The 14,067-nt window shown below is 70.0% G+C and carries 15 protein-coding genes; 2 read left to right on the top strand and 13 right to left on the bottom strand.

The genetic code is table 11. The features are described 5' to 3' along the window. The 7 genes from ABTZ89_RS24180 to ABTZ89_RS24150 form a co-directional block, all read right to left on the bottom strand. The coding region (locus ABTZ89_RS24180) for a DEAD/DEAH box helicase (protein ID WP_351048492.1) at nt 1-1,417 on the bottom strand (1,417 nt) is incomplete at its 3' end. Between the two features lie 150 nt (nt 1,418-1,567). After that, entirely contained in the window at nt 1,568-2,437 is an 870-nt protein-coding gene (locus ABTZ89_RS24175) for a diacylglycerol/lipid kinase family protein (RefSeq protein ID WP_351048489.1), read from the bottom strand. Nucleotides 2,438-2,558: 121 nt separating this feature from the next. After that, nucleotides 2,559-3,497 carry a twin-arginine translocase subunit TatC gene (gene tatC, locus ABTZ89_RS24170; protein ID WP_270953115.1) on the bottom strand — a complete coding sequence of 313 codons (939 nt, stop codon included), beginning with the start codon at nt 3,495-3,497 and terminating at the stop codon, nt 2,559-2,561. A 32-nt stretch (nt 3,498-3,529) separates the two neighbouring features. Further along, nucleotides 3,530-3,802, bottom strand: a complete 273-nt coding sequence (tatA, locus tag ABTZ89_RS24165) for a Sec-independent protein translocase subunit TatA (RefSeq protein ID WP_270953107.1) — start codon at nt 3,800-3,802, stop codon at nt 3,530-3,532. Nucleotides 3,803-3,883: 81 nt separating this feature from the next. After that, nucleotides 3,884-4,084, bottom strand: a complete 201-nt coding sequence (locus ABTZ89_RS24160) for a bacteriophage holin (RefSeq protein WP_351048485.1) — start codon at nt 4,082-4,084, stop codon at nt 3,884-3,886. An 18-nt stretch (nt 4,085-4,102) separates the two neighbouring features. Next, nucleotides 4,103-5,074 carry a helix-turn-helix transcriptional regulator gene (locus tag ABTZ89_RS24155; protein ID WP_270953105.1) on the bottom strand — a complete coding sequence of 324 codons (972 nt, stop codon included), beginning with the start codon at nt 5,072-5,074 and terminating at the stop codon, nt 4,103-4,105. Then, nucleotides 5,071-6,060 carry a helix-turn-helix transcriptional regulator gene (locus tag ABTZ89_RS24150; RefSeq protein ID WP_270953103.1) on the bottom strand — a complete coding sequence of 330 codons (990 nt, stop codon included), beginning with the start codon at nt 6,058-6,060 and terminating at the stop codon, nt 5,071-5,073. The genes ABTZ89_RS24155 and ABTZ89_RS24150 overlap by 4 nt, the downstream gene beginning before the upstream one ends. 206 nt (nt 6,061-6,266) lie before the next feature. On the opposite strand from ABTZ89_RS24150, the gene ABTZ89_RS24145 reads away from it, so the two are divergent. Next, on the top strand, nt 6,267-6,962 hold the full coding sequence (locus ABTZ89_RS24145) for an SDR family oxidoreductase (RefSeq protein WP_270953102.1): 696 nt from the start codon (nt 6,267-6,269) through the stop codon (nt 6,960-6,962). A 50-nt stretch (nt 6,963-7,012) separates the two neighbouring features. On the opposite strand, the gene pafA is transcribed toward ABTZ89_RS24145, so the two are convergent. The 5 genes from pafA to dop form a co-directional block, all read right to left on the bottom strand. Beyond that, nucleotides 7,013-8,371: a Pup--protein ligase gene (gene pafA, locus ABTZ89_RS24140; RefSeq protein ID WP_270953101.1), complete on the bottom strand. Its 1,359-nt coding sequence runs from the start codon at nt 8,369-8,371 to the stop codon at nt 7,013-7,015. 343 nt (nt 8,372-8,714) lie between these two features. Continuing rightward, a complete protein-coding gene (prcA, locus tag ABTZ89_RS24135; protein ID WP_270953100.1) occupies nt 8,715-9,467 on the bottom strand; it encodes a proteasome subunit alpha in 753 nt (250 codons plus the stop codon). Between the two features lie 50 nt (nt 9,468-9,517). Continuing rightward, entirely contained in the window at nt 9,518-10,363 is an 846-nt protein-coding gene (gene prcB, locus ABTZ89_RS24130) for a proteasome subunit beta (RefSeq protein ID WP_270953099.1), read from the bottom strand. Between the two features lie 113 nt (nt 10,364-10,476). Further along, the gene (locus tag ABTZ89_RS24125) at nt 10,477-10,668 is read right to left on the bottom strand and encodes a ubiquitin-like protein Pup (RefSeq protein ID WP_010310552.1); all 192 of its coding nucleotides are present in this window, start codon (nt 10,666-10,668) and stop codon (nt 10,477-10,479) included. Nucleotides 10,669-10,829: 161 nt separating this feature from the next. Continuing rightward, a complete protein-coding gene (gene dop, locus ABTZ89_RS24120) occupies nt 10,830-12,329 on the bottom strand; it encodes a depupylase/deamidase Dop (protein WP_270953097.1) in 1,500 nt (499 codons plus the stop codon). A gap of 128 nt (nt 12,330-12,457) precedes the next feature. Here dop and ABTZ89_RS24115 point away from each other — a divergent pair, with 128 nt between their 5' ends. Next, on the top strand, nt 12,458-12,967 hold the full coding sequence (locus ABTZ89_RS24115) for an NUDIX hydrolase (RefSeq protein WP_270953096.1): 510 nt from the start codon (nt 12,458-12,460) through the stop codon (nt 12,965-12,967). Nucleotides 12,968-13,035: 68 nt separating this feature from the next. Here the strand turns inward: ABTZ89_RS24115 and ABTZ89_RS24110 are convergent, their stop codons facing one another. Beyond that, nucleotides 13,036-13,986, bottom strand: a complete 951-nt coding sequence (locus tag ABTZ89_RS24110) for an aldo/keto reductase (RefSeq protein ID WP_270953095.1) — start codon at nt 13,984-13,986, stop codon at nt 13,036-13,038. Nucleotides 13,987-14,067: the final 81 nt, after the last annotated feature.

Here is a 14,067-nt window from a genome sequence, read left to right as displayed (position 1 = left end):
GGCGTGGACGGAGGTACCGGTTCCGGACGTCGACGAGGTGCTTCGGGTCGACGCCGGGCTGCCAGACGACCACCGCGTGGCCCTCGACGTCGATGCCGCGCCGCCCCGCCCGGCCGGTGAGCTGCGTGTACTCGCCGGGGCTGAGGTCCACGTGCGACTCGCCGTTGAACTTCACCAGCCGCTCGAGCACCACCGTGCGGGCGGGCATGTTGATGCCCAGCGCCAGCGTCTCGGTGGCGAACACGGCCTTGACCAGACCGCGCACGAACAGCTCCTCGACGGTCTCCTTGAATGCCGGGAGCAGACCGGCGTGGTGCGCCGCGAGCCCGCGCTCCAACGCCTCCCGCCACTCCCAGTAGCCCAGGACCGCCAGGTCGCTCTCCGGCAGGTTCGCGGTGTGCTCGTCGATCACCTCGCGGATCTCGGCGACCTCGGCATCGCTGGTCAACCGCAGCCCGGCCCGCACGCACTGGGAGACGGCCTGGTCGCAGCCGTTGCGGCTGAAGATGAACACGATCGCCGGCAGCAGCCCGGCGGCGTCCAGCCCGGTCAGCACCTCCACCCGCGACGGCGGGAAGAACCGGGGCGGGCGCGGACCCTTGCGCTTGCCGTTGTTGGGACCGCCGCGCCGGCCCCCGTAGGGCAGGTGCACGCGGGCCAGCTGCTGGGTGTGGCGCAGCAGGCCCGGGTTGATCTGCAGTTCGCGATCGGCCGTCTCCCCGCCGAACAGGTCGAACATCCGCGGCCCGACCAGCATGTGCTGCCACAGCGGCACCGGCCGGTGCTCGTCGACCACGATGGTGGTGTCGCCGCGCACCTCCTGCAGCCACTCGCCGAACTCCTCGGCGTTGCTCACCGTCGCCGACAGGCTCGCCACCTGCACGTGGTCCGGCAGGTGCAGGATCACTTCCTCCCACACCGCACCGCGGAACCGGTCGGCGAGGTAGTGCACCTCGTCCATCACCACGTAGCCCAGCTGTTCCAGGCTGCTGGATCCCGCGTAGAGCATGTTGCGCAGCACCTCGGTGGTCATCACGACCACCTGGGCGTCGCCGTTGATCGAGGTGTCGCCGGTCAGCAACCCGACCGCGTCGCTACCGTGCACCTCGCACAGGTCGGCGTACTTCTGGTTGGACAGCGCCTTGATCGGCGTGGTGTAGAAGCACTTGCGCCCCTCCTGCAACGCCAGGTGCACGGCGAACTCGCCGACGATGGTCTTGCCCGCCCCGGTCGGCGCGCACACCAGCACGCCGCGGCCGGCCTCCAACGCCTGGCACGCGGTGCGCTGGAAGGGATCGAGCTCGAAGGACTGCTGCCCGGCGAAGTCGGTCAACTTCGGGTGCACGCCCCGGTGGGAAGACCTGGCGAACGCCTCGGCCGGGGACAGCTCGGTTGGGTTGGAACGGCTTACGGCCACACCCCAAGGTTTTCACATCCCACCGACCACCGTCTCGGAGCCTGGCGCCAGGGACGAGGATCCGTGACCGTTTTCGCAGGTGGGCACCCGTGAGCACTTGGTGTCGCTATGGCAACTCAAAGTACTCACGGGCCCTGACCAGGCAAAACGTCAGCCCACGACCTTCAGCGCGTCGGGGGCGGAGCGGATGGTCAGGGGGAGGCGGGCTTGGGGTTCTCCGTCGGCGTAGGCCAGCCAGCCGTTGTCGCCGCCCAGGCGGATGCGGCGGGCTCGGAGCGTGGTGACCGCCGGGTGGTCCACGTGGCGGCCGGTGCGCAGGGTCGGGAGGATGCTGACGAAGTCGCGGCGGGACACCTCGCCGACCAGGGTCACGTCGAGCAGGCCGTCGGTCGGGTCGGCGTCCGGGCAGACCGGGATGCCGCCGCCGTAGCAGGCCGTGTTGCCCACCGCGACCAGCGTGGCGGCCAGCTCGGTGACGCCGGACTCGGTCTCCACCCGCAGCGGCATCGAGTGCAGCCCGATCAGCTCCCGCACCACCGCCAGGTCGTAGCGGCGCTGTCCGCGCGGCCAGCGCATCCGGTTCGCCCGCGCGTTGACCCTCGAGTCGAAGCCCGCGCACAGCACGGTCGCGAACCAGCCCGCGCCCGCCGTCTTGCCGAGGTCGATGCTCCGCTTCTCCCCCGCCTTCAGCGCCCGCGCGACGGACCGGGCGGCAGCGGTGGGATCGCGCGGGACGCCCAGTCCTCGCGCCAGGTCGTTGCCCGTGCCGGCCGGGATCAGGGCCAGCGCGGTGTCGGACTCGGCGCACGCCTGCACCGCCAGGTGCGCGATGCCGTCACCACCGACCACGGCGAGCACGTCGGCACCGTCGGCCACGGCTCGCTTCGCCGCGGCAGCGGCGCCACCTGCGTCGGTGGCGATCACCGTCCGGAGATCGCACACGGCGCGGAGGTGACCGACGATTTCGCCGACGACCGACGCGGAGAGCCGACCACCGGCCGCAGGATTGATCAACAGCACACAGCGCACGAGGCAAGATCCTCACCCACCCGACCCCGCCTTGGCCAGTGACTCGGGCGAAAAAGACGTGAGCGGCGATGGTCGCTCTAAGGACCATCGCCGCTCACGTCAGGCAGGAACGTCAGGTGACGTCGTCGTGTTTGGGCGTCTGGGACGGTTGCACGTCCAGTTCCGAGGCGCGGAAGTCGATCTGGGACGCCTCGTCGAGGCCGACCTCGGTCAAGCCCTGGGCCGCGAGCTTCTTGGCCTTGCGCTTGTCGTTGGACCGGCAGATGACCATCGCGATGGTGAACAGCAGGCACAGCGCCGCGGCCAGCGCGAGCATCGAGAACGGGTCCTGGCCCGGCGTCGCGATCGCGGCGAACACGAACAGCGCGAAGACGATGCCGCGCCACCAGCTCTTGAGCTTGTCGTAGCTGACGATCCCGGCGAGGTTGAGCATCACCAGCACCAGCGGCAGCTCGAAGCTGACGCCGAAGATCACCAGCAGGAGCAGCATGAAGCTGATGTACTTGCCGCCGCTGAGCGCGGTGAAGAACGCGTCCCCGCCGAACCCGGACATGAACGACAGCGCCACGGGCAGGATGTAGTACGCCAGCACCGCACCGGCCAGGAACAGCACGGTCGCGCAGCTGACGAACAGCCGGGCGAACTTGCGCTCCTTCGCGTACAGGCCGGGCGTGATGAACGCCCACAGCTGGTACAGCCACACCGGGCTGAACAGCACCGCACCGACCGCGACACCGACCTTGAGGGTCAGCATGAAGATCTCGAACGGCTCGGTCTGCAGCAGCTGGCAGGTCCCGTTCGGGCTCAACCGCTGGGTCACCGGCAGCTGGCAGTACGGCTCCAGCAGGAAATCGCTGAGCGTGGGCAACCCGAAGGCCGAGTTGGAGAACCACCAGACCCCGAAGATCGCGCCGACGACGACCGCCGCGATGGCAACGCCCAACCGGTACCGCAGCTCGTAGAGGTGATCGACGAGCGTCATGGTGCCGTCCGGGTTGTGCCTGCGGCCCCAGCGACGGCGCTCCTTGCGGAACGGGTTCAAGCGACGCAGTGGACTACCCACCGTGTTGTTTCCGTCCTCAGTCAGTTCTTGTCGTTGCGCTGCTTCTCGTCGACCGGGGACGGCGACGCAACCGGGGGCGTGCTGGACTCACCGGAGGTCAGCTCCGGCTTGGCCTTGTCCTCGTCAGCCTTCTTCGCGGCTTCCTCGTCGGCCTTCATGCCGCGGGCCTCCGCCTTGAAAACGCGCGCGGACTGGCCGAGCGAGCGGGCCATCTGCGGGAGCTTGGTGGCGCCGAAGAGCAGCACCAAGACCAAGACGATGAGGATCAGCTCCCAGCCACCTGGCAAACCCATCCGAACACAACCTTTCGTGATGTCCCTGCTGGGCGACATCGTACGCGCGGCAGGGCGGGACAAATAGGGCCGATTGCGGCGTCAGCTGCGGCGGCGTTCGGCGAACGCCACCTTGAGCCCGGCGACGCGCGCCTTCACCAGGCCGCTGCGGTCCGCGAGGTCGTGGGCGACCTGCCGCTGCACGGACTTGAACCGGTTCAGCTCCCGGAGCGCCCGGACCAGCAGCACCACGAGCAGGACCAGACCTGCCCCCAGCAGCACAAAACTCCACACGTACGGCACCCGGTCACCGTATCGGGCTCAGGTGGACGGGAGGTGACGTGCCCGTGCCAACGCGTCTTCAGCACGTTGACGCACGTCACAGGCGAGATCATCGGGGCTGAGCACCCGCGCCTGACCGCCCAGCCCGAGCAGCAACCGGCTCATCCAGCTGCGGTCCGAGTAGCGCATCCGCACCCGCGCCCGCCCGTGCGGCAGTTCGACCAGCTCGTCCACCTGGTAGTACTCGGCGATCCAGCGCGCGTCGGGTTCCAGCTCCAGCTCCGCCACCGACTGGTCGGGGGCGGGCCGGAACAGCCCGGCGGAAACGTCGGTGGGCTCGGCCTCCGAGGGCGGCTGCGCCGGTTCGTCGAGCACCTCGACCTCGTCGATCCGGTCCAGCCGGAACATCCGCACGCCCTGCGCGCTGCGGCACCAGGCCTCCAGGTAGCTGCGCCCGTCGATAAGCAGCAGCCGCATCGGGTCCACGGTCCGCTCGCTGATCTCGTCGCGGGAGGCCGTGTAGTAGCGGATCCGCAGCGCCCTGCGCCGCGTCGTCGCGTCCTGCACGGAGCCGCGCACGCCCGACCGGACCGCGCCCTCGCGACCTTCCAGCCCGACGACGACGCCGGACGGGCGGGCTTGCCCGACCGCGTTCTCCACCTTCGCCAGGGCCCGCTGGACCGCGTCGGTGTCGGTGATCCCCGGAGTCTCGGCCAGCGCCCGCAGCGCCACCAGCAGCGCGGTGGCCTCCGACGCGGTCAGCCGCAGCGGGCGCCGCATACCCGCGTCGTAGGTGACGGTGATCGAGTCGCTCTCGAAGGACAGGTCGATCAGGTCACCGGGCCCGTATCCCGGCAGCCCGCACATCCACAGCAGCTCCAGGTCCTTGCGCAGCTGCCGCTGGGTGACGCCGAAGTCGGCCGCGGCGTCGGCGATCGGGATGCCCGGCCGGCTCAGCAGGTAGGGCACCAGCGCCAGCAGGCGCGGCAGTCGTTCGGTCGCACTGGTCACGACTGCTCCCCCGCCTCGCCCTGGTCCACCACGTCCAAGTGGATCTCGTGGATCGTCTTGCGCAGCGTGTCCGGCTCCAGCACCGCCACGTCCGCCCCGTACCCGGCGAGCCAGCCGGCCGCCGACTCCGGGTAGCGCAGGTCGAGCTCCAGCACGTCGCCCCAGTCGCCGCCGAGCTCCATGCGGTCGACGACCTTCGCCCGGCGCCGAGCGCCCTGCGCGCGCCCGTCCGCGACCCACACGCGGGCCAGCGTGGTGGGCGGCGCTTCGCGCTGCTCGCCGGCGACGAAGTGCAGCAGGTCGAGGTCCGGTGGGCGCTGGACCTGCCCGGCCCGGCCGACGGCCTTGGCCTTGCCCTGGATCCGGGACAGCCGGAAGCACCGCGGCGCTTGCCGGTCGCGGTCGTGCCCGACGACGTACCAGCGGCCGCGCCAGGACACCACGCCCCACGGCTCGACGGTCCGCCGGTGCACGTCGGGGCTGCTCGGACGCCGGTAGTCGAACTCCACGACCCGGCCGCTCTCCACCGCCGCCAGCAGCGGCGCGAACGCGGGCTCGGTCGAACGCACCTTGGGTTCGACCGCGGACGAGACGCGCTCGTCGACGTCGACCCCGGCCGCGCGCAGCTTCAGCAGCGCGCCCCGGGCGGCCGCGGTGAGCTCCGGCGCGTCCCACAGCCGGACCGCCAGCGCCACGGCGGCGGCCTCGTCGGGTTCGAGTTCGACGTCGCCGAGCTCGTAGTCGCGCCGCGCGATGCGGTAACCGTCAGTGGCGTCGAAGGCCGAGTTGCGACCGGTCTCCAGCGGGATCCCCAGATCCCTCAGCTCTGCCTTGTCCCGCTCGAAGGTGCGGAAGAAGGCCTCGTCAGTGGGCGCGTCGGCATAGCCCGGCACGATCGCCCGGATCCGCTCCGCGGTGAGGTACTGGCGCGTGGAGAGCAGACACAGCACCAGGTTCACCAAGCGTTCAGCACGCACAGTGGCCACCGGAAAACTCTATCCCGCCCGTATTCGATCATGTGTTTGGGTCGGTGCGCCAGATCACTCGCGGGGCAGATGTTTCGCACGGGGCATTGATTTCGGTCAGCGCTGAAGTCATCGCCAACATGAAATCGATTCGCTTCGATCGGCGCTGAAACCGCAGGGAACGTGAAAATAGTTTGCGGTGATCACCCCGCGCCTACCCTGGGAACATGACCGATCGCGTCTTGATGATCACCGGGGCGTCGCGCGGCATCGGTGCCGCGACCGCGCGAGCCGCCGCCGAAGCCGGATTCCGCCTCGTCCTGACCGCCCGCTCCACCGATGCCCTGTCCGCGCTGGTCGACGAGCTGGGCGCGGACACCGCGCTGGCCCTCCCCTGCGACGTCACCGACTACGCGAACCTCACCGAGTCCGTCCAGCGCGCCGAAGACCACTTCGGCCGCCTCGACGCGGTCTTCGCCAACGCCGGAGTCAGCCTGCAGACCTCGTTCCTGGGCAACGACGGTGCCGACCCCGAGCAGTGGCGCGACATGGTCCTCACCAACGTCTACGGCGCCGCCATCACCGCTCGCGCCGCCCTACCGGCCCTCACCCGCACCAAGGGCCACCTGCTCATGACCGGCTCCAACGCGGGCCGCAACCTGCGCCCCGGGAACCTCTACTCCGCGACGAAGTGGGCGGTCACCGGCATGGCCCAGAACATCCGCGCGGAGTGCGTGGGCACCGGCGTCCGCGTCACCCTCATCCAACCGGGCATGGTCGAGACCGAGATGACCGCGGACACCCCGAACGTCCCCAAGCTGCGCGCCGAGGACATCGCCAACGCAGCCCTATACGCCCTCCAGCAACCGCCCTCGGTCGACGTCAACGAGCTGATCATCCGCCCCACCGGCCAAGAGCGCTGAACCGCGAAGGGCACCTCCGAGCGGATCGGAGGTGCCCTTCACCCGGTGGGTCAGAGGGAGTTGATGAGGCGCTCGACCCGGTCGTCCACCGCGCGGAACGGGTCTTTGCACAGGACCGTGCGCTGGGCCTGGTCGTTGAGCTTGAGGTGCACCCAGTCCACCGTGAAGTCCCGGCCCGCGGCCTGCGCGGCGGCGATGAAGTCACCGCGCAGCTTCGCCCGGGTGCTCTGCGGCGGGGTGTCCTTGGCCGCCTCGATCTCGCCGTCCTCGGTGGCCCGGTCCACCAGGTCCTTGCGCTGCAGCATGTCGAACAGCCCGCGCCCGCGGCGGATGTCGTGGTAGGCCAGGTCCAGCTGGGCGATCCGCGGGCTGGACAGCTCCAGGCCGTGCTTGCCGCGGTAGCGCTCCAGCAGCCGGTGCTTGATCGCCCAGTCGATCTCCCGGTCGATCAGCGAGAAGTCCTGCTGCTCGATGGCGTCCAGCGCCCGGCCCCACAGCTCCAGGATCCGCTCGGTCATCGGGTCCGAACCGCGCCGCGCCACGTGGTCGACCGCCCGGCCGTAGTACTCCCGCTGGATGTCCAGCGCGGAGGCCTCCCGGCCGCCGGCCAACCGGACCGTGCGCCGCCCGGTCAGGTCGTGGCTGATCTCCCGGATCGCGCGGATCGGGTTGTCCAGGCTGAAGTCCCGGAATTGCACGCCCTGCTCGACCATCTCCAGCACCAGGTTCGCGGCGCCGACCTTGAGCAGCGTGGTCACCTCGGACATGTTGGAGTCGCCGACGATGACGTGCAGCCGGCGGTAGCGCTCGGCGTCGGCGTGCGGCTCGTCGCGGGTGTTGATGATCGGCCGCGAGCGGGTCGTCGCGCTGGAGACGCCCTCCCAGATGTGCTCGGCGCGCTGCGACAGGCAGTACACCGCGCCGCGCGGGGTCTGCAGCACCTTGCCCGCACCGCAGATGAGCTGGCGGGTCACCAGGAACGGCAGCAGCACGTCGGCGATCCGGGAGAACTCCCCGGAACGGCCGACCAGGTAGTTCTCGTGGCAGCCGTAGGAGTTGCCCGCCGAGTCGGTGTTGTTCTTGAACAGGAAGATGTCGCCACCGATGCCCTCGTCGGCCAGCCGCCGCTCGGCGTCGATGAGCAGGTCCTCCAGGATCCGCTCGCCCGCCTTGTCGTGCGTGACGAGCTGGACGAGGTCATCGCATTCGGCCGTGGCGTACTCCGGGTGGGAGCCCACGTCCAGGTAGAGCCTGGCCCCGTTGCGGAGGAAGACGTTGGACGACCGCCCCCACGACACGACCCGTCGGAACAGGTATCTGGCCACCTCGTCCGGGGACAGTCGACGCTGCCCGTGGAAGGTGCAGGTGACCCCGAACTCGGTTTCGATGCCGAAGATCCGCCGCTGCATGACTCCACACTAGGCGCAAACACCGCTTCGCGGCGGTCCGCCGTTCGGGCACCTGTGGCGTGTCTTGGTCGCGAAAACGGTTGCACCGCGTCATCGACGGCTCCGACCGGACCGCTGAGCAGCGCACACGCCCCGCGGCGGCGGTGGCACCGGAGGGACCAGAAATCTCGGGCGACCACAGCATCTTGTGACTGCTGGGGAAGTTGCGACCGGACAACGCTTGGCGGGCAGCCGTTCGGGGAAACCGGCGCGGGAAGCACGAGTGCGGGGCACCGGCGACCGGTGCCCCGCACTCGTGGAGCTCTACCGCGACAGCGGTTCCTCGCGGAACCGCCGAAGGTCCCTACTTCCCGGCGGACTCGCCGTCCTCGGAACCGGACTCCTCGGACTCGTCCGAAGTCGACTCCTGCTCCGGGAGCAACGCCTGCAGCGCAGCGCCCTTGATGCGGCGGAAGGTCCGGTTCGGGCGGGAGCGGTCGAGGACCGCGACCTCCAGCTGACCGGCGCCCAGTTCCCGGTTGCTGTCCCCACCGGAGGACAGCGCCTCGATCGCCACCTTCGCCGCGTCGGCCAGTTCCAGACCGTCGCTGAAGGAGTCCTTGAGCGCGCTGGTGATCGTGTCGGCCTGCCCGCCCATCACCACGTACTGCGGTTCGTCCACGATGGACCCGTCATAGGTCAACCGGTACAGCTGGTCGGTCTCCGCGGTGAAACCGACCTCCGCCACGCAGATCTCCACCTCGAACGGCTTGATCTGCTCGGTGAAGATGGCACCCAGGTGCTGGGCGTAGGTGTTGGCCAGCGAACGACCGGTGACGTCGCGGCGGTCGTAGGAGTACCCGCGCACGTCAGCGATGCGCACCCCCGCCACCCGCAGCGCCTCGAACTCGCTGTAGCGGCCCACCGCCGCGAATCCGATGCGGTCGTAGATCTCGGCGACCTTGTGCAGCGTCGGAGACGGGTTCTCGGCGACGAACAGCACGCCACCGGCGTACTTGAGCACCACCACGCTGCGCCCCCGAGCGATGCCCTTGCGGGCCAGCTCGGAACGCTCCCGCATCAACTGCTCGGGGGAGGTGTAGAACGGCATCGTCACGGCTGTGCACTCCTGGTTCGAATCTGCTCGCGAGTCGGATCGGGGCGGGCTCAGCCGCCGGGGTTCTCCAACCGGCCGTTGACGACCTCGGTGGCGACCGCGGAGGTCTGCTCCTCCGACAGCCGAACGGCACCGTCGGCGGCGGTGATGGTGATGACCGACGGGAAGATGCGCCGCGACAGGTCCGGGCCACCGGTGGCCGAATCGTCGTCGGCGGCGTCGTAGAGCGCCTCGACCGCGGCGTGCACCGCGGTGTCCTGGTCGGCGTCCGGGTCGAAGCGCTTCTTCAGCGCGGACTTCGCGAACAGCGAACCCGAACCGACCGCGTGGTAGCCGGCGATCTCGTCGTAGCGACCACCGACCACGTCGTAGGACACGATGCGCCCGGCGCGCTCCGGGTCCTCGGCCTCGGTGTCGTAACCGGCGAACAGCGGCACCACGGCGAGCCCCTGCATGGCGGCCTGGAGGTTGCCGCGCAGCATGTTGGCCAGCCGGTTCGCCTTGCCGTCCAAGGAAAGCGAAATGCCTTCGAGCTTCTCGTAGTGCTCCAGCTCGACCGCGTACAGCTTGACGAGCTCCTGCGCCACGCCCGCGGTACCGGCGATGCCCACCGCCGAGTAAGCGTCCGTGACGAACAGCTTCTCCATGTCCCGCTGGGCGATCAGGTTGCCCATGGTGGCGCGGCGGTCACCGGCCAGCAGCACACCGCCGCGGAAGGTCACCGCGACGATCGTGGTGCCGTGCGGGGCTTCCACCGTCCCCTCGGCCAGCTTCCGGCCGCCGGGCAGCAGTTCGGGCGTGGTGGACCGGAGAAAGTCGGTGAACGACGACGACCCCGGGGTGAGGTAGGCGGCGGGCAGTGCCTGACCCGGGAACTGGGTCGAGCTCGATTCCATCAGCGACATCGTCTCCCGATCGAAGGGCCTGCGACTGGTACGCACTCTAGTCAAGATCCGGCGCGCAGCGGACGGCGCCGGGCCGCGCGAGGCGACCCGGAGCCCGAGTCCGGTTACTGCCCGCCCTTCTGGACGTAAGCGCGGACGAAGTCCTCGGCGTTCTCCTCCAGGACGTCGTCGATCTCATCCAGGATGGCGTCCACGTCCTCGCCGAGCTTTTCGCGGCGTTCCTGGCCGGCGGCCTCCGGACCCTGCTCTTCGTCGCCTTCGCCGCCGCCGTGCCGCTGAACCTTTTCCTGGGACATCTCGCCTCCCGGTGGTCGACCTCTCGGACCTCCCCCGCAGTGGGGACGTCCTGCTGTGAACACTACCCATCCGAACACCCGTTGGCCCACAGCCAGCCGGGGGTCTTTGCGATCTTCGCACCCGCCTGACGTGCACGTAACGTGGTCGCCCGCCGGTCCGGTCAGCCCTTGGTCAGCGAGTCGACCAGTTCCTCGGCGCTCGCAGCGGCCTCCAGCAGGGCACCGACGTGGGCCTTGGTACCCCGCAGGGGTTCCAACGTCGGGATGCGCACGAGCGATTCCCGGCCGAGGTCGAAGATGACCGAGTCCCAGGACGCCGCGGCCACCTCGGCCGGGTAGCGCTCCAGGCAGCGCCCGCGGAAGTAGGCGCGGGTGTCCTCCGGCGGCGTGGTCACCGCGTCGCGGACCTCGTCCTCGCTGACCAGGCGTTTCATCGAGCCGCGCGCGACCAGCCGGTTGTAGAGGCCCTTGTCCAGGCGCACGTCGGAGTACTGCAGGTCGATCATGTGCAGCCGCGGCGAGGCCCAGCCCAGGTTGTCGCGGTTGCGGTAGCTCTCCATCAACCGCAGCTTGGCCGGCCAGTCCAGCCGGTCCGAGCAGCTCATCGGGTCGGTGCTGAGCATGTCCAGCACCTCGCCCCAGGTGCTGAGCACGTCGCGCGCGGCGCGCTCGCCGTCGTGCTCGTCGAGGAACCGCGCGGCGCGCTCGTGGTAGGCGCGCTGCAGGTCCAGTCCGGTGAACCGGCGGCCGTCGGCGAGCTCCACGGTCTGCTTCAGCGTCGGGTCGTGGCTGATCAGGTGCACGGCCTGCACCGGATCGGCCAGCTTCAGGTCGTCGAAGCGCAGCCCGTTCTCGATCATGTCCAGCACCAGCGCCGCGGTGCCGAGCTTGAGGTAGGTGGAGGTCTCGGCGAGGTTGGCGTCGCCGATGATGACGTGCAGCCGCCGGTACTTGTCGGCGTCGGCGTGCGGTTCGTCGCGGGTGTTGATGATGCCGCGCTTGAGGGTGGTCTCCAGGCCGACCTCGACCTCGATGTAGTCCGAGCGCTGGGAGAGCTGGAACCCCGGCTTCTCCCCCGCCTGCCCGAGGCCGACGCGACCCGATCCGCAGATCACCTGGCGCGAGGCGAAGAACGGCGTCAGACCGCCGATCACCGCGGTGAACGGGGTGGCGCGCGACATCAGGTAGTTCTCGTGGGTGCCGTAGCTGGCGCCCTTGCCGTCGACGTTGTTCTTGTACAGCTGGATCGGCGCGGTGCCGGGCACGCTGGCCGCCCGGATCGCCGCCTCCTCCATGACCCGCTCACCGGCCTTGTCCCAGATGACCGCGTCGCGCGGGTTGGTCACCTCCGGCGCGGAGTACTCCGGGTGCGCGTGGTCGACGTAGAGCCGCGCACCGTTGGTGAGGATGACGTTGGCCGCCCCGAGGTCGTCGCCGTCCGAACCGTTGGGCTGCTGCGCCGCCGCGCTCAGGTCGAAGCCGCGGGCGTCGCGAAGTGGCGATTCGACCTCGTAGTCCCAGCGGGCGCGCCTGGCCCGCGGGATGTCGGCCGCCGCCGCGTAGGCGAGCACGATGTGCGTGGAGGTCAGCACCGGGTTGGCGCTGGAATCGCCCGGCACGACGATGCCGTACTCCACCTCGGTTCCCATGATCCGCCGCATACCACGCAGCGTACGGGGTATCACCGACCGCGCGGAGTGCTGCGGGCCACAGGATGTCGAATCGTGGGAATCGCCGGCGTCACCGGTGCGTCGGATGTGCTGCGCCGGGCAGCTGCGACGATCGGGGCATGAAGGCCGACGAGGAGCAGGTGGCCGTGTACGACGCGCTCGGGCGTGTCGTGGGCAGCGCGTCCCGGAGCCGCATGCGCGCGGAAGGGCTCTGGCACGCAGCAACAGCAGTTCTCGTGCTCTCCCCCGACGGCGGGAGCATTTACGTGCACCGCCGCACCGACACCAAGGACGTCTTCCCCGGACTGCACGACTGCACGGCGGGCGGTGTCGTCGCAGCGGGCGAGGACCCGGACACCGCCGCGGAGCGCGAACTCGCCGAGGAGCTGGGCGTTCGCGGTGCGCCGGTGCGCTTCCTGTTCCGCTCCACCTTCGAGTCGGGTTCGGTGCGCTACCACGCCTTCGTCTACGAAGCACGCTGGGACGGCCCGATAGTCCATCAACCGGAAGAAGTAGCCGAAGGCTGGTGGATGCCCGTGTCCGAACTCCGCGAACGCCTGGACGACGACCAGTTCCCGTTCGTCCCCGACGGCCGCCAGTTCACCCGGGAGTGGCTCGCCCGTCCGTGAAACCACGCAAGTTCAATGGAAATCGAAGGTCCGATTTCCATTGAATTTCGATTCCCCCGGCGGGGAGGTCAGTGCCAGGGGAGTTCGGCCCTTTCTCCCCAGTAGGTGGCCGCGTCTCGGTGGAGGGTGTCGAGGGCGTGGATGTCGCGGTCGGTGAGTTCCACGTGGCAGGCCGCCAGGTTCGTCTCCAGCTGCTCGACGCTGGCCGGGCCGAGCAGCACCACGTCCGCCCAGGGCTGGCGCAGGACGTGCGCGATCGCCACCGCGTCCGGCGACACCCCGTGGCGCTCGGCGACCTCGGCCAGTTCGGGGGGCGGGTCGACCGCGAGGCGACCGTTGGCCAGGGTTTCCTTGACCAGCACCCGCCAGCCGCCGGTGTGCGCTTCGGCCAGCGCCGGCCCGGCGGAGGGTTCCATCGAGTTCCAGGTGGACTGCACGGCCGAGAACAGCTGCCGCCCGCCCACCTCGATCTCCCAGGCGCGCTCGATGGTCGCCGCCTGCGCCGCACCGCTGGTGGAGAAGCCCAGGTGCACGCCGGAGTCGCGGATGCGGGCGAGCTCGTGCTGCAGCGCCATGTCGTCGAACAGCGGGCTGTTCGCGGTCAGCGAATGCACCTGGTACAGGTCGAGGCGGTCGCCCAGCAGCGTGCGGGTCTCCGCCCACTGCGTGCGCAGGCGCTCCAGCGAGTGCTCCTTGACCTCGTGCACCTCGGTCTCGATCCGCCACTGCGCGACGTAGGCGTACCCCCACTTGCTGGACACCGACACGTCGCCGTGGCCGCGCTCGCGCAACCACTCGGCGAGGAACTGCTCCGCGCTGCCGTAGGAGCGCGCGGTGTCCACCCACCGGATGCCGTTGGCGTAGGCGGCGTCGAGCACCCCGCGGGTGCGCTCCCGCATCGCCTGCGCGGTGCGCTGCTGGGGGAGCACGTCGGAACGGCCGACGTTGATGTAGGCGGGGCGCCCGAGCGCGGCCAGTCCGAGTCCGAGGCGCTGCACCGGTGTCTGCGCGGGGATCATGCCTGGAAACGTAACCGCTCCCGACGCCGGGCACAGCTCGGGGCCGCCACCTGGACGATGTCGACGGCACGCAAGCCGAGA

Origin of the sequence: Saccharopolyspora sp. NPDC002686 (assembly GCF_040295745.1) — a bacterium.
In the GTDB taxonomy this organism is placed as follows: domain Bacteria; phylum Actinomycetota; class Actinomycetes; order Mycobacteriales; family Pseudonocardiaceae; genus Saccharopolyspora; species Saccharopolyspora oryzae.
The sequence above is the reverse complement of the archived record's forward strand: the minus strand, read 5'-3'. Positions and strand labels throughout refer to the sequence as shown.